At 70.7% G+C, this 21,977-nt stretch carries 19 protein-coding genes; 10 read left to right on the top strand and 9 right to left on the bottom strand.

Features of this window, described 5'->3' with window-relative positions:
- The first annotated feature begins 208 nt into the window (after positions 1 to 208).
- The 6 genes from H284_RS0107335 (at position 209) to H284_RS0107310 (ending at position 8,285) form a co-directional block, all read left to right on the top strand.
- Positions 209 to 2,344 (top strand): glycoside hydrolase family 36 protein, encoded by a 2,136-nt coding sequence (locus H284_RS0107335; protein ID WP_018189658.1) that lies wholly within the window; start codon positions 209 to 211, stop codon positions 2,342 to 2,344.
- Between the two features lie 37 nt (positions 2,345 to 2,381).
- Positions 2,382 to 3,704 (top strand): ABC transporter substrate-binding protein, encoded by a 1,323-nt coding sequence (locus tag H284_RS0107330; protein WP_018189659.1) that lies wholly within the window; start codon positions 2,382 to 2,384, stop codon positions 3,702 to 3,704.
- Between the two features lie 73 nt (positions 3,705 to 3,777).
- A complete protein-coding gene (locus H284_RS0107325; RefSeq protein ID WP_231371109.1) occupies positions 3,778 to 4,719 on the top strand; it encodes a carbohydrate ABC transporter permease in 942 nt (313 codons plus the stop codon).
- Positions 4,716 to 5,576 carry a carbohydrate ABC transporter permease gene (locus tag H284_RS0107320; RefSeq protein WP_020075716.1) on the top strand — a complete coding sequence of 287 codons (861 nt, stop codon included), beginning with the start codon at positions 4,716 to 4,718 and terminating at the stop codon, positions 5,574 to 5,576. Before H284_RS0107325 ends, H284_RS0107320 begins: the two co-directional genes overlap by 4 nt.
- Positions 5,577 to 5,607: 31 nt before the next feature.
- Complete coding sequence (locus H284_RS0107315) at positions 5,608 to 6,618, top strand: LacI family DNA-binding transcriptional regulator (protein ID WP_020075715.1); 1,011 nt, start codon at positions 5,608 to 5,610, stop codon at positions 6,616 to 6,618.
- Between the two features lie 56 nt (positions 6,619 to 6,674).
- Positions 6,675 to 8,285: an alpha-amylase family glycosyl hydrolase gene (locus H284_RS0107310; RefSeq protein WP_020075714.1), complete on the top strand. Its 1,611-nt coding sequence runs from the start codon at positions 6,675 to 6,677 to the stop codon at positions 8,283 to 8,285.
- 142 nt (positions 8,286 to 8,427) lie between these two features.
- Here H284_RS0107310 and H284_RS0107305 read toward each other — a convergent pair whose 3' ends face one another.
- Both H284_RS0107305 and H284_RS0107300 read right to left on the bottom strand, forming a co-directional pair.
- Positions 8,428 to 9,351, bottom strand: coding sequence for an aldose 1-epimerase family protein (locus tag H284_RS0107305; protein WP_020075713.1), 924 nt, complete (start codon positions 9,349 to 9,351; stop codon positions 8,428 to 8,430).
- Between the two features lie 112 nt (positions 9,352 to 9,463).
- Positions 9,464 to 10,915 carry a PucR family transcriptional regulator gene (locus tag H284_RS0107300; RefSeq protein ID WP_020075712.1) on the bottom strand — a complete coding sequence of 484 codons (1,452 nt, stop codon included), beginning with the start codon at positions 10,913 to 10,915 and terminating at the stop codon, positions 9,464 to 9,466.
- Positions 10,916 to 11,006: 91 nt separating this feature from the next.
- On the opposite strand from H284_RS0107300, the gene gabT reads away from it, so the two are divergent.
- Both gabT and H284_RS0107290 read left to right on the top strand, forming a co-directional pair.
- The gene (gabT, locus tag H284_RS0107295; RefSeq protein WP_020075711.1) at positions 11,007 to 12,368 is read left to right on the top strand and encodes a 4-aminobutyrate--2-oxoglutarate transaminase; all 1,362 of its coding nucleotides are present in this window, start codon (positions 11,007 to 11,009) and stop codon (positions 12,366 to 12,368) included.
- Positions 12,365 to 13,849, top strand: coding sequence for an NAD-dependent succinate-semialdehyde dehydrogenase (locus H284_RS0107290; RefSeq protein WP_018189667.1), 1,485 nt, complete (start codon positions 12,365 to 12,367; stop codon positions 13,847 to 13,849). The genes gabT and H284_RS0107290 overlap by 4 nt, the downstream gene beginning before the upstream one ends.
- Positions 13,850 to 13,876: 27 nt before the next feature.
- On the opposite strand, the gene H284_RS0107285 is transcribed toward H284_RS0107290, so the two are convergent.
- A complete protein-coding gene (locus tag H284_RS0107285; protein ID WP_018189668.1) occupies positions 13,877 to 14,101 on the bottom strand; it encodes a three-helix bundle dimerization domain-containing protein in 225 nt (74 codons plus the stop codon).
- A 58-nt stretch (positions 14,102 to 14,159) separates the two neighbouring features.
- Here H284_RS0107285 and H284_RS0107280 point away from each other — a divergent pair, with 58 nt between their 5' ends.
- Entirely contained in the window at positions 14,160 to 14,852 is a 693-nt protein-coding gene (locus tag H284_RS0107280; RefSeq protein ID WP_020075710.1) for a PhzF family phenazine biosynthesis protein, read from the top strand.
- A gap of 74 nt (positions 14,853 to 14,926) precedes the next feature.
- On the opposite strand, the gene H284_RS0107275 is transcribed toward H284_RS0107280, so the two are convergent.
- The 5 genes from H284_RS0107275 to H284_RS0107255 form a co-directional block, all read right to left on the bottom strand.
- Complete coding sequence (locus tag H284_RS0107275; RefSeq protein WP_018189670.1) at positions 14,927 to 16,420, bottom strand: catalase; 1,494 nt, start codon at positions 16,418 to 16,420, stop codon at positions 14,927 to 14,929.
- Positions 16,421 to 16,461: 41 nt separating this feature from the next.
- Positions 16,462 to 16,902 (bottom strand): Fur family transcriptional regulator, encoded by a 441-nt coding sequence (locus H284_RS0107270; RefSeq protein WP_020075709.1) that lies wholly within the window; start codon positions 16,900 to 16,902, stop codon positions 16,462 to 16,464.
- Positions 16,903 to 16,932: 30 nt separating this feature from the next.
- Entirely contained in the window at positions 16,933 to 17,127 is a 195-nt protein-coding gene (locus tag H284_RS0107265; protein WP_018189672.1) for a hypothetical protein, read from the bottom strand.
- A gap of 107 nt (positions 17,128 to 17,234) precedes the next feature.
- A complete protein-coding gene (locus H284_RS0107260) occupies positions 17,235 to 18,962 on the bottom strand; it encodes a cation:proton antiporter (RefSeq protein WP_020075708.1) in 1,728 nt (575 codons plus the stop codon).
- Positions 18,963 to 19,000: 38 nt separating this feature from the next.
- Positions 19,001 to 19,567 carry a TetR/AcrR family transcriptional regulator gene (locus H284_RS0107255; RefSeq protein ID WP_018189674.1) on the bottom strand — a complete coding sequence of 189 codons (567 nt, stop codon included), beginning with the start codon at positions 19,565 to 19,567 and terminating at the stop codon, positions 19,001 to 19,003.
- Positions 19,568 to 19,733: 166 nt separating this feature from the next.
- On the opposite strand from H284_RS0107255, the gene H284_RS0107250 reads away from it, so the two are divergent.
- A complete protein-coding gene (locus tag H284_RS0107250) occupies positions 19,734 to 21,320 on the top strand; it encodes an MFS transporter (protein WP_020075707.1) in 1,587 nt (528 codons plus the stop codon).
- A gap of 82 nt (positions 21,321 to 21,402) precedes the next feature.
- Here the strand turns inward: H284_RS0107250 and H284_RS0107245 are convergent, their stop codons facing one another.
- The gene (locus tag H284_RS0107245; RefSeq protein ID WP_018189676.1) at positions 21,403 to 21,945 is read right to left on the bottom strand and encodes a GIY-YIG nuclease family protein; all 543 of its coding nucleotides are present in this window, start codon (positions 21,943 to 21,945) and stop codon (positions 21,403 to 21,405) included.
- Positions 21,946 to 21,977 lie beyond the last annotated feature (32 nt).

Genomic DNA, 21,977 nt, shown 5'->3' with positions numbered 1-21,977 from the left:
TCCGGGCTCGCGTCGGGTCCCCACTGTGGAGCGCCACTCTGAAACCGCTATCATGATAGCGATATCGCCGCGGCCCGCAAGTGTCGATGTCACCCAATGACCGCGCCGCTGATAGCGCTATCAGAAAAGACTTGCGCTGCGATCTGATAGCGCTATCATGAACCGACGCGGCAACCGGCCGCCACCATCCACGATGACGAGGAGACCGATGACCGACCGCCTGAGCTGGGGCACCGAGAAGCTGACCGTCGAGATCGAATGGTCGGCAGACTCCGCACCCCGAATCGCCGCGGTCGAGCACGACGGGCTGCGGCTCGACATGCCCACGGGGCTCCCGCTGGTCGACGTGCTCGCGGTCAACCAGGGGCATTCGCTCGCCAGCGACCGGCTGGTCCACACGGCGATCGGGCACGACCTCCGCTATGCAGGCCACGACGAGGCGGCCACCGCCACCGGATCGGCCCTGCGGGTCCGGCTCGACCACGTACAGGCCGGCCTCCGCATCGAGCTGCTCCTCGAACTCACCGACGGCCTGTCGGTGCTCCGTTCATCTGCCACCGTCCTCAACGACGGTCACGAACCCGTCGTGCTCCGCTCCATCCCATCGCTCGCGCTCTATCTCGGCGGCAACGGCCGCAGCAGCATCCGCGAGTGGGAGGTCTACCACGCGCTCAGTGACTGGCTGGGCGAAGGGCGGTGGGTGCGCGAGCCGCTCAACGGCGTCCGCTTCCCGCGCCTCGAACAGCAGCTGACCAACCACAACCCGCGCGGAGAGTTCAGCGTGATCTCCTCCGGCACCTGGTCCACCGGCAAGCACCTGCCCGTCGCGGCGGTCCGGTCGACGCGGCTCGGAGCCGCCTGGGCCTGGCAGATCGAGCACAACGGCGCCTGGCGCTGGGAGCTGGGGGAGGACACCGCGAGCGGCTATCTCGCCCTCTCCGGGCCCACCGACACCGACCACCAGTGGAGCGAGGAACTCCGGCCCGGCGAGTCGTTCACCACGGTCACCGTCGCCCTGGCTCTCGCCCGCGACGTCACGTCGGCGATCGGCCAGCTGACCGCCTACCGGCGCGCACACCGGCGGCCCCATCCCGACAACAGCGCGATGCCCGTCGTCTTCAACGACTACATGAACACCCTGAACGGCGACCCGACGACGGAGAAGCTGCTCCCGCTCATCGACGCGGCCTCCCGCGTCGGCGCCGAAGTGTTCTGCATCGACGCGGGTTGGTACGACGACAGCGGCGAATGGTGGGACACCGTGGGGGAGTGGATGCCGAGCACCACACGTTTCCCCGGCGGGCTCTCGGAGGTCATCGACCACATCCGAGACGCCGGGATGGTGCCCGGCCTCTGGCTCGAGCCCGAGGTCATCGGGGTGAACAGCCCGATGGCCGACCGTCTGCCCGACGGCGCCTTCCTGCAGCGCAAAGGCGAGCGCGTCGTCGAGCACCACCGCTACCACCTCGACCTCCGGCATCCGGCGGCGCGCGAGCACCTGGACTCCGTCGTCGACCGGCTCGTGCACGAGTTCGGGATCGGCTTCTTCAAGCTCGACTACAACATCAACCCGGGGCCGGGGACCGATCGGGATGCGGACAGCGTCGGCGCCGGACTGCTGGCCCACAACCGCGCCCACCTCGACTGGCTCGACGGCGTGCTCGACCGCCATCCCGGTCTCGTGCTCGAGAACTGCGGTTCCGGGGCGATGCGCTCCGACTACGCCATGCTCTCCCGGCTGCAGATGCAGTCCACCTCCGACCAGCAGGACTTCCTCAAGTACCCGCCGATCGCGGCGAGCGCGCCGGCCGCGATGCTGCCGGAGCAGGCGGCGAGCTGGGCGTATCCGCAGCCGGAGATGACGATGGAGGAGGTCGCCTTCTGCCTCGCCACCGGACTCCTCGGCCGCTACTACGTCTCCGGGCATCTGGCGCGCATGGACGCCGATCGCCTGGCGCTCGTCTCCGACGCGGTCGGGGCCGCCAAGCAGCTGCGCGGCGAGCTCACCGCATCCACCCCCTTCTGGCCGCTCGGCATCCCCACCTGGGACGCGGGGTGGACCTCGCTGGGGCTCGCGATCGACGACGGCGCCCTGGTGGCCGTCTGGAACCGCGACCCGGCGACCCCCGAGGTCCGGCTCTCCCTTCCGGCGTTCGCCGGACGGGAGCTCACGGTCTCGACCGTCTTCCCGCGATCCCTTCCCGACTGGGAGACCCACTGGGACGCGGGGACAGGAGAACTCACCGTCACCAGCCCCACCGGCGAGGTCGGCGCGCGGGTCCTCCGCCTCCAGGCCGCGACGAACATCGCGTCCGCACCGCATTCCGCAACCCGAACCCAGTAGCGCTACCGTCGCTACGTCACTCAAGGAGAGCAGTTCAATGAAGATCGCTTGGAAGGGAGCCGCCTCGATCGCGGCCATCGCCGCCGCCGCGGCGCTCGTGCTGTCGGGGTGCAGCGACCCCGGATCCGGAGGCGGCAGCGCGGGCAGCGCGTCGTGGCCGGCGCAGGACACCAAACTCGACGGCGTCGACCTCACCATCTGGGCCGCGCAGAACTCGAACAAGACCCCCGAGAGCGTGATCACGGGCTTCGAGAAACTGACCGGCGCGAAGGTGAAGGTCGTCACCATCCCCGACCCGTACGAGCAGGGCGTACAGACCAAGGTCGCGACGGGTGACAAGCCAGACCTCGCCTTCTGGCAGCCCACGGCTTCCGAGCTCACGGCGCTCAACGCGGCGCAGAACCTGCAGTCGCTGGAGGGCGCTCCGTGGGTGAAGAACTACACCGGCAACCTGGCCGACATGACGGGCACGCTGGACGGCACGCGCTACGCCGCCCTGGTGACCACCCCGGCCGTCATCGGCGTCTACTACAACAAGGAGGTGTTCTCGAAGAACGGGATCACCGCCACCCCGAAGAACTGGGACGAGTTCATCGCCCTGGCCGAGCAGCTGAAGGCCAAGGGAGTCGACCCCTTCTACGAGATGGGCGGCGACAAGTGGGCCACCCAGTGGTGGGTGCAGGCGCAGCTGGCCGACGCCGCCAAGGACGGCCTCTGGGACAAGGTGAACAAGAACGAGGAGAAGTTCACCGACCCGACCATCCAGGGCGCGATCGACAACTATCAGAAGCTGATCCAGCAGGGGCTGTTCAACGCCGACATCAAGACCGCGACATTCGTCGACCAGGGGAACGCACTGCTCGGAGGCAAGGCGGCCATGGCGATGCAGGTCAACTCGTTCTTCGGCGAACTGCAGGCCACCTCCAGCACCGAGGAGCTGAACAAGAAGATCGGATTCTTCCCGATCTCGCCGAAGGGCAACGTCGGCACGTACATCCCGGACCAGTCGAACGCCCTCGTCGCCTTCAAGACGGGTGACAGCAAGCGGGAGGCCGCCGCCCGTCAGTTCCTCAGCTACTGGCTCGGAGACGGGTACGCCGACTTCGTGAAGGCGCAGTCGACCGTGTCCCTGATCAAGGGCGTCGACACCCCCAGCAGCGTCCCCACCGCCCTCACCGATGTGGCGGCATCCCTCGACGGGTCGGTCGGTTCGATGCAGGCGCTCGCCGTCGCGAACCCCGACCTGTATCTGAACCTCGCCGACATGATCCAAGGGACCAAGACCCCGGTCCAGGTGGCAGAGGCGACACAGGCGCAGTTCGCACAGCTCGCGAAGGCGCAGGGAGTCAAGGGCTTCTAGCCGACGGGCGTCGGGGCGGACCCCCCCCCACCCGCCCCGGCGCTCCCCGACCACTCGCAGAAAGGCAGACACCGTGACCGCCCAACTCGCCCCGCCCGCCCCCGCGGCCGCGCCGACGGCCCGCCCGAGTGCGCCGCGACCGCGAGGCCGCCGACGGCAGGACCACCCTGCTTGGTTCCTGGTGCCCGCGCTCCTCGTCCTGATCGTCTTCTTCTTCGTCCCGACGATCTTCAACTTCGTGTACGCGTTCACGGACTGGTCCAGCTTCCACAGCGACATCGGCTTCGTCGGCACCGACAACTTCGCGGCTCTCTTCACCAACGGCAGCCTGCTGAACGACCTCCGGATCACGCTCGTCTACGCCATTCTCGTCGCCGTGTTCCAGAACGTGTTCGGTCTCATCCTGGCCCTCGTGCTGGAGCGCGACACCCCGATCAACCGCTTCGCGCGCGTCGCCTTCTTCGTCCCCGTCGTGATGTCGGCGCTCGCCGTCGGCTACATCTTCCAGGCGATGCTGAAGCCCGAGGGCGCGCTCAACCAGATCCTCGGCTTCGTCAGCGGGCAGCACGTGTCCATCGCCTGGCTCGGCAGCACCACGTGGACCATCGTCGTCGTCGCCCTGATCCACGCGTGGAAGTGGATGGGCCTCTCCATGCTGATCTACCTGGCCGGTCTCAAGACCATCAACGAGGACATCCTGGAGGCCGCCCGCCTCGACGGCGCCGGCTGGTGGACGACGTTCCGCACCATCCGGTTCCCCCTCCTCGCCCCCGCCGTGACGTTCAACGTCGCGACCGCCTTGCTCGGCTCGATGAACGGCTTCGACATCGTCCAGGCGACGACGGGAGGCGGCCCCGGTGGAACGACCGAGCTGCTCAACATCTTCATCTTCCGCACGTTCGGGCAGGGACTGTTCGCGCAGGCGACCACCATGAGCCTCACCCTGTTCCTCATGGTGACGGTCCTGGCCTTCCCGGTGATCTACTTCCTCCGCAGAAGGGAGAACGTGCTGTGAGCGCGCTCGCCTCCACCGCCCGCCGTCGCCGCCGGCCTCTGAAGCCCTCGCGCGTCGTCCAGCCGATCGTCGCCATCCTGCTGGTCGTGCTCCTGCTCGGCATCCCCTTCTGGCTGGTCGTCGTGACCGCGGGAAAAGACCAGGCCGAGGCCCTCAACCCCAGCCTGGCGCTGCCGACCAGCTGGCACCTGCTGCAGAACTTCGCGACCGTCCTGGACCAGGGACGCATGGTCCCCGCCTTCTTCGGCAGCCTGCTCATCATGGTGCCGTCGGTCTTCGGCGTCCTCCTCCTCGGCGCGATGGCGTCGTGGATCCTGGGCCGACGGCGCGGGCGCGCGATCTCGTTCGTCTATGCGCTCGGCATCAGCGGGATCGTGCTCCCGCCCGCGGTCGTGACCATCGTGCTCCTGCTCCGCCAGTTGGGGCTCGCGGGCACGGCCGTCGGGATGATCGGCGTCTACATGGGCATGTACATGTCGACCGTCATCTTCTTCGTGACGGGTTTCGTCCGCACCATCCCGGTGGAACTGGAGGAGGCGGCGCGCGTCGACGGCGCCGGCCCGGTGAAGGTGTTCTTCCGTGTCATCCTGCCGCTGCTGACCCCGACGCTCGCGACGGCGACGATCCTGATCTGCCTGTACATCTGGAACGACGTCTTCTACGCGCTGTTCGTGGTGGGGGGACGGCTCGACACCCTCCCGCTCAACCTCTACCAGGTCGCCAGCGCGGGTCTGTACCTGCAGAACTGGCACCTGATCTTCGCCTACATCATCCTGATGAGCCTTCCGCTGCTGATCACCTTCACGGTGATGCAGCGCCGCATCATCTCGGGCATCACCAGCGGGGCCGTGAAGTGACGGAGCGGGGCGCGTGGCTATGCTGAGGGCGATGCCGAACAACGCGCCGAAACCGCCCGTGATCAGCGACGTCGCGCGCCGCGCCGGCGTCTCGGTCCCGACGGTGTCGCGCGTCCTCAACGGCGCCGCGTACGTGTCCGACGAGAAGCGCTCACGCGTCATGGAGGCGATCCGGGAGCTCGACTTCCGTCCCTCCGCCGCCGCGCGCGCGCTGGTGGCTCGTCAGCCGCGGCTCATCGCCGTGATCGCCGGCAACACCTCCCGGTACGGGTACGCCGAGACCATCCGCGGCATCGAGGAACGCGCCCGCGCGGCCGGCTACACCGTGAGCATCACCGTGGTGGAGTCCGCCGACGATGAGACCGTCGACGGGGCCGTGTCGCTCGTCCTCGACCAGCCGATCGCCGGCGTCGTTGTCCTCAAATTCGACCCGCCGGGAGTGGCGGCGCTGCATCGGCTGCCGAAGTCCATCCCGACCGTGTCGATCTCCGGCGTTCGGGAGTCGGGGGTTCCCCAGGCGGTGCTCGCCGAGGCGGACGCCGCGGAAGAGGTCGTCGACTACCTCCTCGAACTCGGCCACTCCACCGTCCATCACGTCCGAGTGCCGCCGTCGCGCAAGGAGGACGGCCGAACGACCGGCTGGAAGCGGGCGCTGACCGCCCGCGGAGCCCCGGTCCCCCCGCCGGTCGACGCCACCTGGGAGCCGGAGTCCGGGCGCGAGATCGGACGCGCCCTCGCCGACGACCCGTCGGTCACCGCCGTGTTCTGCGGAAACGACGAGATCGCGATGGGAGTCATCCGGGGTCTCGTGGAGAAGGGCAAGCGCGTGCCGCAGGACGTCAGCGTCGTGGGGTTCGACGACCATCCTCTCGCCCGGATGTGGAGCCCGCCGCTGACCACGGTGGACCAGGACTTCGTCGGGCTCGGCTCCCGCGCCTACGACCTGCTCGAGGGCGTGATCGCGGGCGGCAAGGTACGGAAGTTCTCCTCGGAGCGCCCGACCGTCGTCATCCGCGAGAGCACGGCGCCGCCGCCCGCCTGACGACGGGAGTGATGCCTGATCGCGGCCCCGCCGGACCGGGGGCGTATGACTGGAGCATGACGAACACTGCTGCCACCACCGACGGCTGGACGGGCGCCTGGGCCGGCGATCCCGGCGAACTGGTGTACGGACTCGACCTGTCGCGGTTCGCGGACGGCGACGGCGACGGGTTCGGCGACTTCGCCGGGGCGATCGAGCACCTCGACTACGTCGCCTCGCTCGGGGTGACCTGGATCTGGCTGCTGCCGTTCTATCCCAGCGCCCGCCGCGACAACGGGTACGACGTCGACGACCATCTCGCGGTCGACCCGCGGTTCGGCGACCTCGACAGCCTGCGCGCCTTCCTCGACGCGGCGCACGAGCGGGGGATGCGCGTCCTCATCGACGCGGTGCTGCACCACACCTCGGACCGGCACGCCTGGTTCCGCGCGGCCGTCGACGCGCCGGACTCCACCGCCGGACGCTTCTTCATCTGGAGCGAGGACGACTCGGTCGAGCCGGGCGACCATCCGATGTTCCCGGGCGAGGACGACGCGGTCTGGGCGTACGAGCCCCGGGCCGGCCGGTACTACCACCACCAGTTCTACGAATTCCAGCCGGACCTCAACGCCACGGATCCGGACGTGTTCGAGGAGATCGTCCGGGTGCTGAGCTACTGGCTGGAGGTCGGCGTCGACGGCTTCCGCATCGACGCGGCCCTCCTGATCGTGCAGGGCAAAGGCCGGCCGGACACCGACGTGGACGACGGCTCCTTCTTCGACCGCCTGCGCGCACGCCTCCGCGAGGTGAAGCAGGATGTGGCGCTGATCGCCGAGGCGGACGAGTCGCCGGAGCTCATGGCGGCCCTCGTCGAACGCGGCCGGTTCGAGGCGGTCATCGACTTCACGCTGAACAACTCACTCATCCTCGCGCTCACCCGGGGTCGGGCGCAGCCACTCGTGGACGCCCTCCGGCGTCTCGACGACACCATCCCGCCCGATGCGCGGCTCAACTTCGTGCACAACGCCGACGAGCTCGACCTGCAGCAGTTGAGCGACGACGAGCGGAAGGAAGCGTTCGAGCATTTCGCGCCCGAGCCGTCCATGCTGATCTACGGGCGCGGCATCCGGCGCGGCTGGGCGCCGATGATGCAGCCCGATCAGCGGGTGCGCATGACCCTGAGCCTCCTGTATGCGCTGCCGGGCGTCCCGCTGTTGCTCGCCGGCCAGGAGCTCGGAGTCGGCGACGACCTGAGCATCGAGGGTCGCGGAGCCGCCCGGACCACGATGCAGTGGGACGATTCGCGGTGGGGCGGGTTCACGAGCGCGGAGGAGTCGCCCCTCACCCTGCCGGCGCAGGTCGACGGGCCGTTCGGATTCCGGGAGGTGAACGTGAGGGCGCAGGAGGGCGACCCGGCGTCGCTGCTGACCCTCGTGCGGAGGATCGCGGAGCTCCGCCGGGAGAAGGGGGCGGGTGCAGCCGGATGGACGGCGCTCGACGTGGGCGCCCCCTCCGTCCTCGCCCTGCGGCGGGACGGTCTCCTCACCGTGCACAACCTGTCGGACGAGTCCGTCGAGCTCGATCTCGGCCGTCACCTCGACCTCGGGGGCGAGCCGGAGGCGCCGCTCGCGGAGGGATGGGACGGCCGCGTGCTCGGCCCGTACGGCTTCGCGTGGCTGTCCCTGTGAGCGCATCCGACGGAGTGTCGACGGCGGGATGACCCGCTCGACACCGCGTACAGCGTTGCGGACGGCCGGCTCCGCCTAGCATCGCAGTGCGCGCGGCCCGTCGTGGAAGGCCGCGCGCACCTTCTTCCCCTGGACGGCTTCGTCAGACGGCGCGGATGGTCCAGGATGCGGTGGCCGATGCTCCCGGTTCGAGCACGATGAGGTCGGTGCCCGAGTTGTAGGCGTCCGGCGGGCACGTCATCGGCTCGACGGCGAGTCCGAGCCGGTTCAGCTCGGGGACGGGCTGGTCGGCCGTGTGGATCTGCACCCACGGGCAGTCCTCGCCCCAGGCGAGCTCCACTCCGGTGCCCTCCGCGGTCGTGACACGGACGACGGCCGCGCCGTCCGCCGAGCGGGTGAGGCCCGTAAATGCGTGGTCGATGAACGTGTCGCCGATGGTCCGGGGCGTGCGGAAGTCCCAGTCGCCGCCCTGCTCGGTCGCGACGTCGGCGAGGCCGGTCGGGATCAGGCGGTCCTCGGTGACGGTGAGGACTTGGTCGGCGGGGAGGGACAGCGTCCAGTCGTCCACTCGGCCGTCGCCCGCGACGAGGTACGGGTGCGGGCCGGTTCCCCACGGGGCGCGCGTCGGCCCGGTGTTCGTGCCGGTCACCGCCGTGTGCAGGCCCTCCTCGTCGAGGGAGAACGCGACCGTCACCTCCACGCGGTGCGGGTAGCCGGCCTGCGCCTCGATGGTCGCGGCGAACGTCACGCTGTCCGCGGCTCGATCGACCGCGACGAAGTCGAGCCACGCCGCCAGTCCGTGGAGGGCGTGCCCGCGGGTGGGCTCGGTGAGCGCAAGCTGCTGCTCGACGCCGTCGAAGGTGTAACGGCCGTCGACGACCCGGTTCGGCCAGGGTGCGAGGGTGGCGCCGCGGAACGCGGGACGCACCTCGTCGGCCTCGAACGGGACGACGAGGTCGCGTCCGTCGAACTGGAGCGTCCGCAGGGTGGCGCCGACCGACGCGATGGTCGCGTGGTAGTCGCCCGCCGTGAGGCCGAAGTGGGTACCGGAGATGGGTGTGCTCATCCGCCCATTCTCTCCAACCCCTCCGCCCACCGTCGAGTCCGCAAACTTTGCACGCTCTGGAGCTCCAGAGCGTGCAAAGTTTGCGGACTCGACGGCGGGGGTAGAGGGGGCGTCAGGCGGAGGCGCGGAGGGCGGCGTAGAGGTCGGCGCGGGCGGCGAAGGAGGTGAGGTCGCGACCGAGCAGCCGCTCCGCCTCGGCGACGCGCGCGCGGAGGGTGTGGCGGTGGATGCCGAGCTTCCGGGCGGCGACGTCGTACACGCCGTCCGAGTCGAGCCAGGTGCGCAGGACGCCCGGCAGCGACGGATCCGCCGCGGTCAGCGGCCGGAGCGCGCTCTGCGCCACCGCGCGGGCGTCCGGCGTGTGCAGCAGCGCCAGCATCCCGGCCCCGGCCACGTCTTCGAACGAGGGGATGGGGTCATCGGCGGTTGCGCGGCCGCGCGCCGCGATCGCCTGCTCCAGGGCGGCGGGCAGCGCATCCAGCTCGCCCGGAGCCGACAGCCCGCCGCGCAGGTCGAACCGCACCGCGATGGCCGAGGCCGCGTCGTCGTCGCCGAGCACGAGCAGGTCGGCACCCTCCCGCGCGAAGAAGCCGGATGCGTTGCTCTCGAGCCAGTCGAGTGCGGCGGCGATCGCCGGGCCGCTCAGCACGGCGACGCGGAGCGGCGCGGCGGGGAGCGCCCCCAGCACCGGCTCGGCGACGGACGCGGCGACACCCAGGTCGCCGGCGAGCAGGGCGCGCCACACCGCCGTGCGGAGGCGTTCCCGTGCCGCGTCGGCGGCCCGCGACTGTTCGAGCGCCAGCCCGGCCAGGGCGACGACGCCGGTCACGACCTGCTGTGCGGCGGCATCCAACCCGTCCGACCCGACGGCCAGGACGCCGCGGAGGCGCCCGGCGGCGCCGAGGGTCTGCAGGGCGAACGGTCCGGCGTCGGTCCCGACCGTGCCCGCCGCGCGACGGCCGCTCCGCAGCAGCGGGTCGGCGGCGTCCGCGAGCGCCTTGCGTGCCCGCGCGTCGAGCGCACCCGACGGGTAGCTGCGCGCAACGGCGCCGTCGCCGCCGACGAGCGCGACCGGTCGCTCGATCTGCCGCGACAGCTCGGACAGCACGGCGCCGAGGGCATCCGGCCGCAGGGCCGCGAGCGAGATCGCGCGCGACGCACGCAGCGCCCAGGTGCTGCGGGCGTACGCATCGGCCGCCACGCGGTCGGCCACGAAGCGCGCGATCGCGATGAACGGCGTCCGGTAGGGCACCTCGAACAGCGGGAGGCCGTGCCGGGTGCACGCCTCGACGAGCGCGGCCGGCGCCCCGTCACGGACCACCTCGGTCCCGAAGCCGAGCGCCGCGATGCCGTGTTCGGCCAGCCGGCCGACGTACGGCTCTGCGTCCTCCGGCGGCTCCGTCACCAGCAGCACCTGGCCGCGCGACAGGAAGGGCGTCGGGTCGGGCAGGTCCGAGCTGTGCGCCCAGGCAAGGGACGCATCCGGGTCGCCCACTCCGGCGGGGGTCAGCAGGCGCAGGCCCAGCTCGCCGCGCGCGAGCAGCTGGGTGAGGGTGGCGGGCATCGTGCTCCATCTGCCAGGGTGTCGATCCCCGACGCTGTGATTGTACGTCGCGTCCAGGTCGCGGTTCGCGCCGACTTCTTACATTCGACACATGACCATCCTCGACACCGCCATCGACACCCCCGTCGGCGGACCCTCGCTCCCGCAGGAGCGCCGGCTCGTCACCCCGATCCCCGGCCCCGAGTCGCGCAAGCGCGCCGAGCGCAAGGCCCAGGCCGTCGCCGCCGGCGTCGGCACGACCATCCCCGTCTACACGGTCGCAGCGGGAGGCGGCGTGCTGGTGGATGTGGATGGCAACTCCCTCATCGACTTCGGCTCCGGCATCGCCGTGACGGGCGTCGGCAACTCGGCCCCGCGCGTCGTGGACGCCGTCAGCGCGCAGGTCGCGGCCTTCACCCACACCTGCTTCACCGTCGCCCCGTACGACTCGTACGTCGACGTCGCCGAGGCGCTCAACCGGCTGACCCCCGGCGACTTCGCCAAGCGCAGCGCGCTGTTCAACTCGGGGGCGGAGGCCGTCGAGAACGCCGTCAAGATCGCCCGCCACTACACGGGCAAGCAGGCCGTCGTCGCGTTCGACCACGCGTATCACGGCCGCACCAACCTCACGATGGGCCTCACCGCCAAGAACCAGCCGTACAAGAACGGCTTCGGGCCTTTCGCCCCAGAGATCTACCGCGCACCGCTCAGCTACCCGCTGCGCGACGGCGGCCTCTCCGGCGCGGAGGCGGCCAAGCGCGCCATCACCATGATCGAGAAGCAGATCGGCGCAGCCAACCTGGCCGCGCTCATCATCGAGCCCATCCAGGGCGAGGGCGGCTTCATCGTCCCGGCCGACGGCTTCCTCCCCGCCCTGCAGCAGTGGGCGAACGCGAACGGCGTCGTCTTCATCGCCGACGAGGTGCAGACCGGCTTCGCCCGCACGGGCACCATGTTCGCCTCCGAGCAGTTCGGCATCGTCCCCGACCTGATCGTCACCGCGAAGGGGATCGCGGGCGGCCTCCCGCTGTCGGCCGTCACCGGTCGCGCCGAGATCATGGACGCACCGCAGGTCGGCGGCCTCGGCGGCACCTACGGCGGCAACCCGCTCGCCTGCGTCGCCGCGCTCGCCGCGATCGAGACCTACGAGCAGGAGGACCTGGCGGCGCGCGCCCGGCAGATCGGCGACATCCTGTTCGAGAAGCTGGGCGCCCTGCGCGATGCGGACGCTCGCGTCGCCGAGGTGCGCGGCCGCGGTGCGATGGTCGCGATCGAGCTCGTCGACCCCGTAACAGGCGAGCCGGATGCCGCGCTCACCGCGAAGGTCGCCGCCGCGGCCCACGCGGCCGGTGTCGTGCTGCTCACCTGCGGCACGTACGGCAACGTCATCCGCTTCCTCCCTCCGCTGAGCATCCCGGACCACCTCCTCATCGAGGGCCTGGACGTCGTCGCAGAGGCGGTGGCGGGCGCATGACCATCGTCGACACCACCGCGGAGCTGACCGCACGTGAGGCCGAGCTGCTCGCCCGCGTGCCCGACGGCCTGTTCATCGCGGGCCGCTGGGAGGCGGGCTCCCGCGACCCGATCCAGGTGCAGGATCCGGCCACCGGGCGCGTCATCAAGCGCATCGCCAACGCCGATCCTTCGGACGGGATGCGCGCGCTGGATGCCGCGGTCGCCGCCGCCGACGAGTGGGCCGCCACCGCGCCCCGCGTCCGCGCCGAGATCCTCCGCCGCGCCTTCGACCTGCTGCAGGAGCGCCGGGACGACTTCGCCCTGCTGATGACGCTCGAGATGGGCAAGCCGCTCGCCGAGGCGAACGGCGAGGTCACCTACGGCGGCGAGTTCCTGCGCTGGTTCTCGGAGGAGGCGGTGCGCATCTCCGGCCGCTTCGGCCAGAACCCCGAGGGCACCGGCACGATGGTCGTCTCGCAGCGCCCGGTCGGCCCGTGCTTCCTGATCACGCCGTGGAACTTCCCGCTCGCGATGGCCACCCGGAAGATCGCCCCGGCGCTCGCCGCGGGCTGCACGGTCGTGGTGAAGCCCGCCGAGCTGACGCCCCTGACCACGCTGTTCTTCGCTCAGCTGCTCGCCGATGCCGGTGTGCCCGCCGGCGTCGTGAACGTCATCCCGACGAGCACGGCGCGCACGGTCTCCGAGCCGATCATCGCCGACCCGCGCCTGCGCAAGCTGTCGTTCACGGGATCGACCCCGGTCGGCCGGTCGTTGCTCGCCCAGGCCGGCCAGAACGTCCTGCGCACCTCGATGGAGCTGGGCGGAAACGCGCCGCTCGTCGTGTTCGGCGACGCCGACCTCGACAAGGCGGTGGAGGGCGCGATGCTCGCGAAGTTCCGCAACATCGGCCAGGCCTGCACGGCGGCGAACCGGTTCATCGTCCACGAGTCGGTCGCCGACGAGTTCGCCCGCCGTGTCACCGAGAAGGTGCAGGCGCTGCGGATCGGGCGCGGCACCGAGGAGGGCGTCACCATCGGACCGCTGATCGACGACCGTGCCGTCGCATCCATGTCGGCCCTGGTCGAGGATGCGGTGGGCCGCGGCGCCCGCGTGCTCACCGGCGGTGCCGCGCCGGAGGGCGACGGCTCCTTCTTCGAGCCGACCGTGATCGTGGATGTTCAGCCCGGCAGCGAGATCCTCCGCGAGGAGATCTTCGGGCCGATCCTCGCGATCACCACCTTCTCGACCGAGGACGAAGCGGTGGCCGCGGCGAACTCCACCGAGTACGGCCTCGTCGGCTACGTCTTCACCCAGGACCTGGCTCGCGGCCAGCGGATGATCGACCGCATCGACACCGGGATGATGGGGCTCAACACGGGCCTGGTGTCCAACGCCGCTGCGCCGTTCGGCGGCGTGAAGCAGTCGGGCCTCGGCCGCGAGGGCGGCCTGGAGGGCATCCACGAGTACCTCAGCACGAAGTACACGCTGATCCCGGCCTGATCGGGACGACGGGGGAGAGCGCGCCGATCAGTCGGCGCGCTCTTCCGCGTTCAACTCCTGCTTCACGTCGTGCTCGATGAGGACCGGGACGAAGTCGCGGACCGGCGCCCCCTCGAACTCCTCGTGGTGCTTCTCGACCAGCTCGTCGATGCGCTCGCGCGGCACCTGCGGATAGCGCTCGGCGAGCCGCTCGGCGGCGTGCTCGACGGCGAGGTCCTCTTCGCTGGCGTTCTGGCGGTCGTCGATCGTCATGGCGCGATTATGCACCCGCCGGGTTAACGAAGTGGAGGCCTTCTGCCAGGCTGATGCCATGGATGAGACCATCGAAGTAGTCGTCGTTCGCGTGTTCACGAACGAGAGCGGCCGTAACGGCAACGAGCTCGGCATCATCACGAGCTCCCCGGCCACGGCGTCCCGCGAGCAGGACATCGCCAACGCGCTCGGCTTCAGCGAGACCGTGTTCGTGGATGCGCTGGACGAGGCGGGGCGTGCCGCCACGATCCGAATCTTCACACCGGCGCGCGAGCTGCCGTTCGCGGGCCACCCGAGCGTCGGCACGGCCTGGTGGCTGTCCGATCAGCGGACCCCGGTCGACGTGCTCCGGGAGCCCGCGGGGGACGTCGAGGCCACCGTCGACGACGACACCGCGTGGATCACCGCCCGCGCCGAGTGGGCGCCCACCTTCGAGTGGCTCGAGCTCCAGTCGCCGGAGGATGTGGACGCGCTCGACCCGTTCGCATTCACCTCCGGCCACCACTACGCCTACGCCTGGATCGACGAGGCGGCGGGGACGCTGCGCTCGCGGATGTTCGCACCGGACATGGGGATCATCGAGGACGAGGCGACCGGCGCGGCGGCCATCGCGCTGACGGCACGCCTGGGCCGGCCGCTCAGCATCCTGCAGGGCGAGGGGTCGCAGCTGGCGACCGAGCCGCTGGGCGACGGCCGCATCCGCGTCGGCGGGAGCACGGTCTACGACCGCACGATCGAGGCGACGCTCTAGCAGCGGTCTCCGAAACGCGGCACGCCGCCATCCCGAGCGGGATGACGGCGTGCTGCGCTGTGGAAGGGGCGTGCCTACTCGGCGACGCCCACGTACTCCGCGGCCTCGTCCGGGGTCTGCGCCGCCGAGTCGAGGCGGTCGCGCAGCGCACGGCCGAGCGACGCATCCACGTTCGTCCAGTACTGGATGGCGCGCTCGCGGATGTCCTCGCGCTTCACACCGCCGACGGCGCCGGCGATCGTGTCGAGGAACCGGGCTCGCGCCGCGTCGTCGAACACCTCGCGGTAGAGCGCGCCGGCCTGACCGAAGTCGTCGTCCTCCGCGTGCAGCGTCGCCGCCGAGCGGACGAGCGCGCCGTCGGACTCCCAGGAGCCCTCACCCGCACGCTCCGCCTGGGCGGACGGACCGCCGAACGAGTTGGGCGCGTACACCGGGGCGTCCGCGGGCTTGAAGCCGTGGCGCGCCGCGCCGTCCTGCGAGTAGTTGTGGACGGGTGCGACCGGGCGGTTCACCGGCAGCTCGTTGTAGTTGGTGCCCACGCGGTAGCGCTGGGCGTCCGGATACGAGAACACGCGGGCCATCAGCATCTTGTCCGGGCTGATGTCGATACCGGGAACGGTGTTGGCGGGCGAGAACGCGGCCTGCTCGATCTCGGCGAAGAAGTTCTGCGGGTTCTCGTTGAGGGTGTGGATGCCGACCTCGATCAGCGGGTAGTCGCTGTGCGGCCACACCTTGGTCAGGTCGAACGGGTTGAAGCGGTACGTCTTGGCGTCCTCGTACGGCATGACCTGGACGGACACGCGCCACGCCGGGAAGTCGCCGCGCTCGATCGCCTCGTACAGGTCGCGGCGGTAGTGGTCCGCGTCGGCGCCGGCCAGCTGCTCGGCCTCGACGCCCGTGATCTCCTCGTTGCCCTGCAGCGAGTGGAAGTGGTACTTCACCCAGAAGCGCTCGCCGGCCGCGTTGATCCACTGGTAGGTGTGCGAGCCGTAGCCCGGCATGGTCCGCCATGAGCGGGGGAGACCGCGGTCGCCCATGAGGTAGGTGACCTGGTGGGCCGACTCGGGCGACAGCGTCCAGAAGTCCCACTGCATGTCGGCGTCGCGGAGGCCGGATCCGGGGAGGCGCTTCTGCGAGTGGATGAAGTCGGGGAACTTGATGCCGTCGCGGATGAAGAAGACGGGAGTGTTGTTGCCGACGATGTCGTAGTTGCCCTCGGTCGTGTAGAACTTCACCGAGAAGCCGCGCACGTCGCGCCAGGTGTCGGGCGAGCCCTGCTCGCCGGCGACGGAGGAGAACCGCTGGAGGGTGCGGGTGGCGGTGCCGGGCTGGAAGACCGCCGCCTTGGTGTAGGCCGTCACGTCGCCGGTGACGACGAACTCGCCGAACGCGCCGCCGCCCTTTGCATGGACGATGCGCTCCGGGATGCGCTCGCGGTTGAACTGGGCGAGCTTCTCGACGAGGTAGCGGTCGTGCAGCGCGGTGACGCCGTCGCGGCCGGCCGTCAGCGAGTGGGCGTCGCTGGCGACGGGGGTTCCGGTCTGGGTCGTTGTGTAGTCGTCCGTCATTGTTCTCCCGGTGTCGGTGAGCGCTCGCGAGTGCTGAGCGTTCAGGGTTGCTGAGCGCGCGCGGCGCGCTCCTGGCAGGACGGGCACAGACCCCAGAAAGTGACTTCGGCCGTGTCGATCGCGAAGCCGCCCGCATCCGAGGGATGCAGGCAGGGCGCGTGACCGACGACGCAGTCGACGTCGGCGACCGCACCGCATCCGGTGCACACCACGTGGTGGTGGTTGTCTCCGATGCGCCGCTCGTAGAGCGCAGCCGAGCCTGCCGGCTCGATCCGCCGCAGCAGTCCCGCCGCAGTCAGGTCGCCCAGAACGTTGTGGACGTTCTGGATCGACGTACCCGGAAGGGTCGGCAGCAGCGTCCGGAAGACGGTCTCCGCGTTCGCGTGCGGCCGGTCGGTCAGCGCTTCCAGCACCGCCACCCGGCCACGTGTCGCTTTCAGGCCGGCATCGCGCAGTGCGCTCTCGAACCGTGCCGTGTCCATGACCCGAGCTTAGCCCGATATTTTGAATAGCTAAAAATACGTGATGACCCGGGCGTGGCGCCGCCCGAGTTCGGCGCGCGACCGGCGGACCGGCAGCTTCTCATGCGCGACGGTGACCGGGCCGATGGCTTTGCTGATCGCGCGCAGGGCGTCGCCCTCGGTCTCGGCCTCGACGGCGACGACCATGCGACGTCGGTCGCGGTTGCGAATCACGGTGAGCTCCATGACGCTCCTCTTCCTCCCGCCCCCTGCGGGTCTCATCCACTTGAGACGAGAGCACGGGACGGTCGTGACGCGGGCGGTCGGCGTTCGCAGAGGTCTGTCAGGAATCGCTACCGCGAGCGGGAGCGGAGGCGGGTCTCCTCGAGATCGAGCAGCGCCTGCGCCTCGGTGAGGACGCGGGAGGGATACGACCCGCGGGAGCGTTCGAGCAGCAGCCGCTCGCGCTCGGCATCGACGACGGCGAGCCGCAGCGTCCGGTAGACGTGGTGCGGGCGGCTGTCCTGGGGTGCGTCGCTCAGCAGGGTGCGCTCCCACGCGGACTCCGCGCGCAGGTACGACGACTGCCGCACCCGCTCGACCACCTCAGGGTCGATCGTCGTCATGGTCTGGGCCGCGGTCTCCGGGTCGTCGAGCACCGCGAGTCCCGCCTCGCTCAGGTCGTCGAGGAGCTGCGCGAGCAGCCGGCGGTCCTCCCGGGCGTCCGCGCCCTGGAGCCCGAGGGTCCGGATCAGCCAGGGCAGCGTCCCCCCCTGCACCACCAGGCTGACGAACGCGACGGTGAATGCGATGAGGATGAGTTGGGGGCGGTAGGGGATGTCGCTCGGCAGCGACTGCGCGGCCGCCAGGGTGACGACGCCGCGCATCCCGGCCCAGCCGAGGACGACGCCGCCCTTCCAGTCGATGGCCTCCTGCCGGTATTCCTCCAGATCGGTGCGATGCCGCTCGTACCGCTGCTCCGCCCGCTGCTTCCGCAGAGCCTGCCATCGGTAGCGGACGGGATGGTCGCGGAAGTAGCTGATCATCAGCCACTCGCGCAGCACGGAGCGTTCGGCGTGCTCCGCGCGTCTTCGCAGGCCGAAGATGAGCGGGACGATGAGCACGAACCGGATGACGATGAGCGAGAGCACGGCGATGAGCCCGAGGCCGACGGCGTTCCACACGCTCAGCACCTCGGGGTTCTCGACGTCGCCGACCAGCGTCCGCAGTTCGAGGCCGATGAGCAGGAAGACGCCGTTCTCGAGCAGGAACTGGATGGTGCGCCAGTTGATCTGGTCGCTGATCCGCGCCTGCGCGCTGAACTGGCGCGGTGCGGCGTGCCCGGTGTAGAGGCCGGTGATGACGACGGCGAGGACGCCGGAGCCATGCAGCGCCTCGGTCGGCGCGAACGCGGCGAACGGGACCACCACGGAGAGCGCCGTGTCGAGCACAGGATCGCTGAGCTTGGACCGCACCCAGACCGAGACGAAGCCGACGACGAGACCCACGACGAGCGCGATGACCACGGCCGAGATGAAGTCGACGACGCCCGCCCACGGCGTCGCGAGGGCGCCGAGCGCGGCCGCGAGGGCCGTCCGCAGGAGCACGAGGGCGGTCGCGTCGTTGACCAGGCCCTCGCCTTCCAGCACGGTCAGGAGGCGGGGTGGGAGACCGAGCTTGCGGCCGATCGATGTGGCCGCGACGGCGTCGGGCGGGCTGATGATCGCGCCGAGCGCGATGGCCGCCGCGAGGTTGAGATCCGGCAGCATCGTGTACAGCACGAAGCCGGAGGCGAAGGCCGTGATCACGACGAGCACGACGGAGAGGCCGGCGATCGGGGCGAGGTTCCGCCGGAAGTCGGTCAGCGGGACGCTGATGGCCGCCGCGTACAGGATCGGCGGGAGGAGGCCGTCGAGGATGATCTCGGGCGGCACCTCGATGTCGGGGACGCCGGGCAGGAACGACAGCGTGACGCCGACGATGACCAGGATGATCGGAGCCGCGATGCCGAGCTTCCGCGAGAATGCGGCCACGCCGACGATGACCGCCACAGCGATCACCGCATAGACGCCCAGCTCCATCCTCTAAGCGTACGGGGCCGTCCGGCGGGGCGCCCGGGTCAGCGAGGGCGGAGACCGTCGATGGCCATGGCGAGGACGCGGTCGCGCTGCTGGTCGTCGTCGAAGGCGACCCCGGCGATCCCGGACACCATGCGGATCACGTCGCCGATCGTGGCGTCGGAGCGCAGCTCACCCGCTTGCTGCGCCCGGCGGACCAGCGGCTCGCCGGCGTCGTAGAGCGAGGTGCGGCAGCTGAGGAGGACGGGGGAGTCCTTGTTGAGGCCCTCGATGAGCGCGCGCTTGGTGCCGACGTAGGCGATGAAGCGGCGGAGCCAGGCCTGGACGGCCTCCCACGGCTCGAGCGATCCCGCCTCCTCCGCTGCGCGGACGACGGCGGCGACCTCGTCGATGTACACGGCCTCCACCAGCGAGTCGCGCGTGGGGAAGTTGCGGTACAGCGTCCCGATCCCGACCCCGGCGCGGCGGGCGATGTCCTCGAGCGACGCGTTCGGTCCCTGCTCGGCGAACGCCTCGCGTGCGGCGGCGAGCAGCGCGTCGAAGTTGCGTCGGGCATCCGCCCTCTGCGGTCGGGCGACACTCGGTGCTGTGGTCTCGGTGCCGGTCACGGCAGCTGTCCTTTCGGGTCGGACCTCGCGGGGTCGAAAACTCGAGGTTGCGAAGCGGAGGCACCCTCCGGTAATGTATTGAGCGTAACCGGAGGAACCCTCCGAACGGAGCCTCCCTCCAATTCTACGCCTTTCGGCACCTCTCGAGAAACGGAAACCCCGGACAATGTCTCGATCCCATCCCGGACTGACCTTCGCCATCCTGGCGCTCAGCGTCGGTTCCTTCGCGACGCTCCAGTCGCTCGTCGTCCCCGTCCTCCCCGTCATCCAGTCCGACCTGCACACCACGACCGCAGGCGTCACCTGGACCATGACCGCGTGGCTCATCGCCGCCGCGGTCGCGACGCCCTTGCTCGGTCGCGTCGGCGACCTCGTCGGCAAGCGCCGCATCCTCGTCCTCGCGCTCCTGGCCGTCGCTCTCGGAAGCGTCGTGGCCGCCGTCGCGCCGTCGATCGGCGTCGTCATCGCCGGTCGCGTCATCCAGGGTCTCGGCGGGGCTATGTTCCCGCTCGCCTTCGGCATCATCCGCGACGAGTTCCCCGCGCGCCGCCTCCCGTCCGCGATCGGCGCCATCGCCTCGATCATCGCCATCGGCAGCGGGCTCGGGACGGTGCTCGCCGGACCCCTCGCCGATGCGCTCAGCTGGCGCGGCCTGTTCCTGCTGCCCGTCGCACTGACGGTGACCGCCGCCGTGCTCGCGCTCATCTTCATCCCCGAATCGCCCACCCGAGCGACCGGTGGCGTGAACCCGTGGGCGGCCGTCCTCCTCTCCAGCTGGCTCGTCGCCCTCCTCCTGCCGCTCAGCACGGGCGCGCAGTGGGGTTGGTCGTCGCCGGGCGTGATCGGCCCGTTCGTCGCCGCCGCGCTGCTCCTCGCCGGCTGGATCATCGTCGAGCTCCGCTCGCGGCATCCCCTCGTCGACATGCGGCTCATGCGCGAACCGGGCGTCTGGTCCATGAACGCTGCGGCCGTCTTCATCGGCGCATCGATGTTCGCGATCTTCGCCTTCTTCCCGCGGTTCGTGCAGACGCCGACCTCGACCGGATACGGCCTGGGCGCATCCGTGGCGGAGTCGGGGATGCTGATGCTCCCGATGCTGGTGACCATGGCTGTGACCGGCTTCCTGAGCGGCCCGCTCGCCCGCTGGGTCGGCTTCCGCGCGCAGATCGTGGTCTCGGCGGTGCTCATGGGGGCCGCGGCCCTCTCGCTCGCCTACCTCCACGGGTCGCTCGTGGCCGTCGCCGCCGCCTCCGGCGTGTTCGGCATCGGACTCGGTCTGATCTACGCGGCCATCACGAGCGTGGTGGTGCAGAGCGTCCCGGCCACCCAGACCGGGATCGCGAGCGGGATGAACGCCAACCTGCGCACCGTCGGCTCGGCGGTCGGAGCGGCCGTGATGACGGCCCTCGTGACCGGCGCGATCGCTCCGGACGGGCTCCCCGCGGAGTCCGGCTACACCGAGGGCTTCACGACGGCCGGCGTGCTGGCGCTCGCGGCAGGGGCCGTGACCGTCGTGGCCGCGTTCCTGATGCGGGCGGCCCGGCGCGTCGCCGAGGCCGAGGCCGAGGAGATCGTCGCGACCGCGGTCGTGGAGACCGTCGAGCCCGTGCCGGCGGCAGCCCTGGTGGACATCGCGGCGCTGTCCTCCGCGGAGGCAGAGGCGGCCGAGATGGCCCGCCTCGCTGCGAAGGTCGACGGCGAGCTGTCCGTCACCGTGCGCGACGAACGGCGCGAGAGCCTCGAGGTCGCCTGACCGTCTCTCTCTCGACGAAGGCCCGGATCCGCACGGATCCGGGCCTTCATCGTCGTTCGGGACACATCGGCCGTGGCCGGCGTCAGACGCGCAGTGCCGCCGCCTCGCTGCGCCAGCGCGCGAGCGGGGCCCACGGGTCGTCGGCGCCGGCGCGGACGAGATCCACGTGGGCGACCAGCGCGGGGTCGGTCTCGAACCACTCGGTGCCCGGGATGCGCAGGTGCGCGAACTGCTCGTGGCGCCGGTGCTCGACGGTCCGGTCGCCGCGTTCGAACGCGAGCACCTCGTCGTGCGGCAGCGCCGCGAACCGTTGGGCGGGGTTCGCGGTCGTGCCGATCTTGATGCGGTCACGGAACCGCAGGTAATAGACCACATCCACTCGGGATGCGGCCGCGCCCTCCGGAGGCGGCTCGCCCACTCGCCACTCGCACACTGCGCAGAGCCACCCCGACGGGTAGCGGACGCCCAGCCGCGAACCGCAGAACGCGCACGGTGACGGCAGCGCGTCCGTCACGCCGAACTCGGCGTCAACCAGATCGTGCGCCTCCAGCAGGTGGGTCAGGCACAGCCGGAGGGACGCGCCGGGATGCGCGGGGCTCTCGCAGAGTGCGCAGACGGTGTCCATAGGGTGAGGCTAGCCGCGCCCGCCGACAGCGG

Origin of the sequence: Cryocola sp. 340MFSha3.1, assembly GCF_000383315.1 — a bacterium.
Classification (GTDB): Bacteria; Actinomycetota; Actinomycetes; order Actinomycetales; family Microbacteriaceae; genus Leifsonia.
The sequence above is the reverse complement of the archived record's forward strand: the minus strand, read 5'-3'. Positions and strand labels throughout refer to the sequence as shown.

What these genes read in the sequence shown, in the direction of transcription:
- H284_RS0107335 (WP_018189658.1), top strand. Translation starts at nt 209, where the DNA reads ATGACCGACCGCCTGAGCTGGGGCACCGAGAAGCTGACCGTCGAGATC.
- H284_RS0107330 (WP_018189659.1), top strand. Translation starts at nt 2,382, where the DNA reads ATGAAGATCGCTTGGAAGGGAGCCGCCTCGATCGCGGCCATCGCCGCC.
- H284_RS0107315 (WP_020075715.1), top strand. Translation starts at nt 5,608, where the DNA reads ATGCCGAACAACGCGCCGAAACCGCCCGTGATCAGCGACGTCGCGCGC.
- H284_RS0107310 (WP_020075714.1), top strand. Translation starts at nt 6,675, where the DNA reads ATGACGAACACTGCTGCCACCACCGACGGCTGGACGGGCGCCTGGGCC.
- H284_RS0107305 (WP_020075713.1), bottom strand. Translation starts at nt 9,351, where the DNA reads ATGAGCACACCCATCTCCGGTACCCACTTCGGCCTCACGGCGGGCGAC.
- H284_RS0107300 (WP_020075712.1), bottom strand. Translation starts at nt 10,915, where the DNA reads ATGCCCGCCACCCTCACCCAGCTGCTCGCGCGCGGCGAGCTGGGCCTG.
- gabT (WP_020075711.1), top strand. Translation starts at nt 11,007, where the DNA reads ATGACCATCCTCGACACCGCCATCGACACCCCCGTCGGCGGACCCTCG.
- H284_RS0107290 (WP_018189667.1), top strand. Translation starts at nt 12,365, where the DNA reads ATGACCATCGTCGACACCACCGCGGAGCTGACCGCACGTGAGGCCGAG.
- H284_RS0107285 (WP_018189668.1), bottom strand. Translation starts at nt 14,101, where the DNA reads ATGACGATCGACGACCGCCAGAACGCCAGCGAAGAGGACCTCGCCGTC.
- H284_RS0107280 (WP_020075710.1), top strand. Translation starts at nt 14,160, where the DNA reads ATGGATGAGACCATCGAAGTAGTCGTCGTTCGCGTGTTCACGAACGAG.
- H284_RS0107275 (WP_018189670.1), bottom strand. Translation starts at nt 16,420, where the DNA reads ATGACGGACGACTACACAACGACCCAGACCGGAACCCCCGTCGCCAGC.
- H284_RS0107270 (WP_020075709.1), bottom strand. Translation starts at nt 16,902, where the DNA reads ATGGACACGGCACGGTTCGAGAGCGCACTGCGCGATGCCGGCCTGAAA.
- H284_RS0107265 (WP_018189672.1), bottom strand. Translation starts at nt 17,127, where the DNA reads ATGGAGCTCACCGTGATTCGCAACCGCGACCGACGTCGCATGGTCGTC.
- H284_RS0107260 (WP_020075708.1), bottom strand. Translation starts at nt 18,962, where the DNA reads ATGGAGCTGGGCGTCTATGCGGTGATCGCTGTGGCGGTCATCGTCGGC.
- H284_RS0107250 (WP_020075707.1), top strand. Translation starts at nt 19,734, where the DNA reads ATGTCTCGATCCCATCCCGGACTGACCTTCGCCATCCTGGCGCTCAGC.
- H284_RS0107245 (WP_018189676.1), bottom strand. Translation starts at nt 21,945, where the DNA reads ATGGACACCGTCTGCGCACTCTGCGAGAGCCCCGCGCATCCCGGCGCG.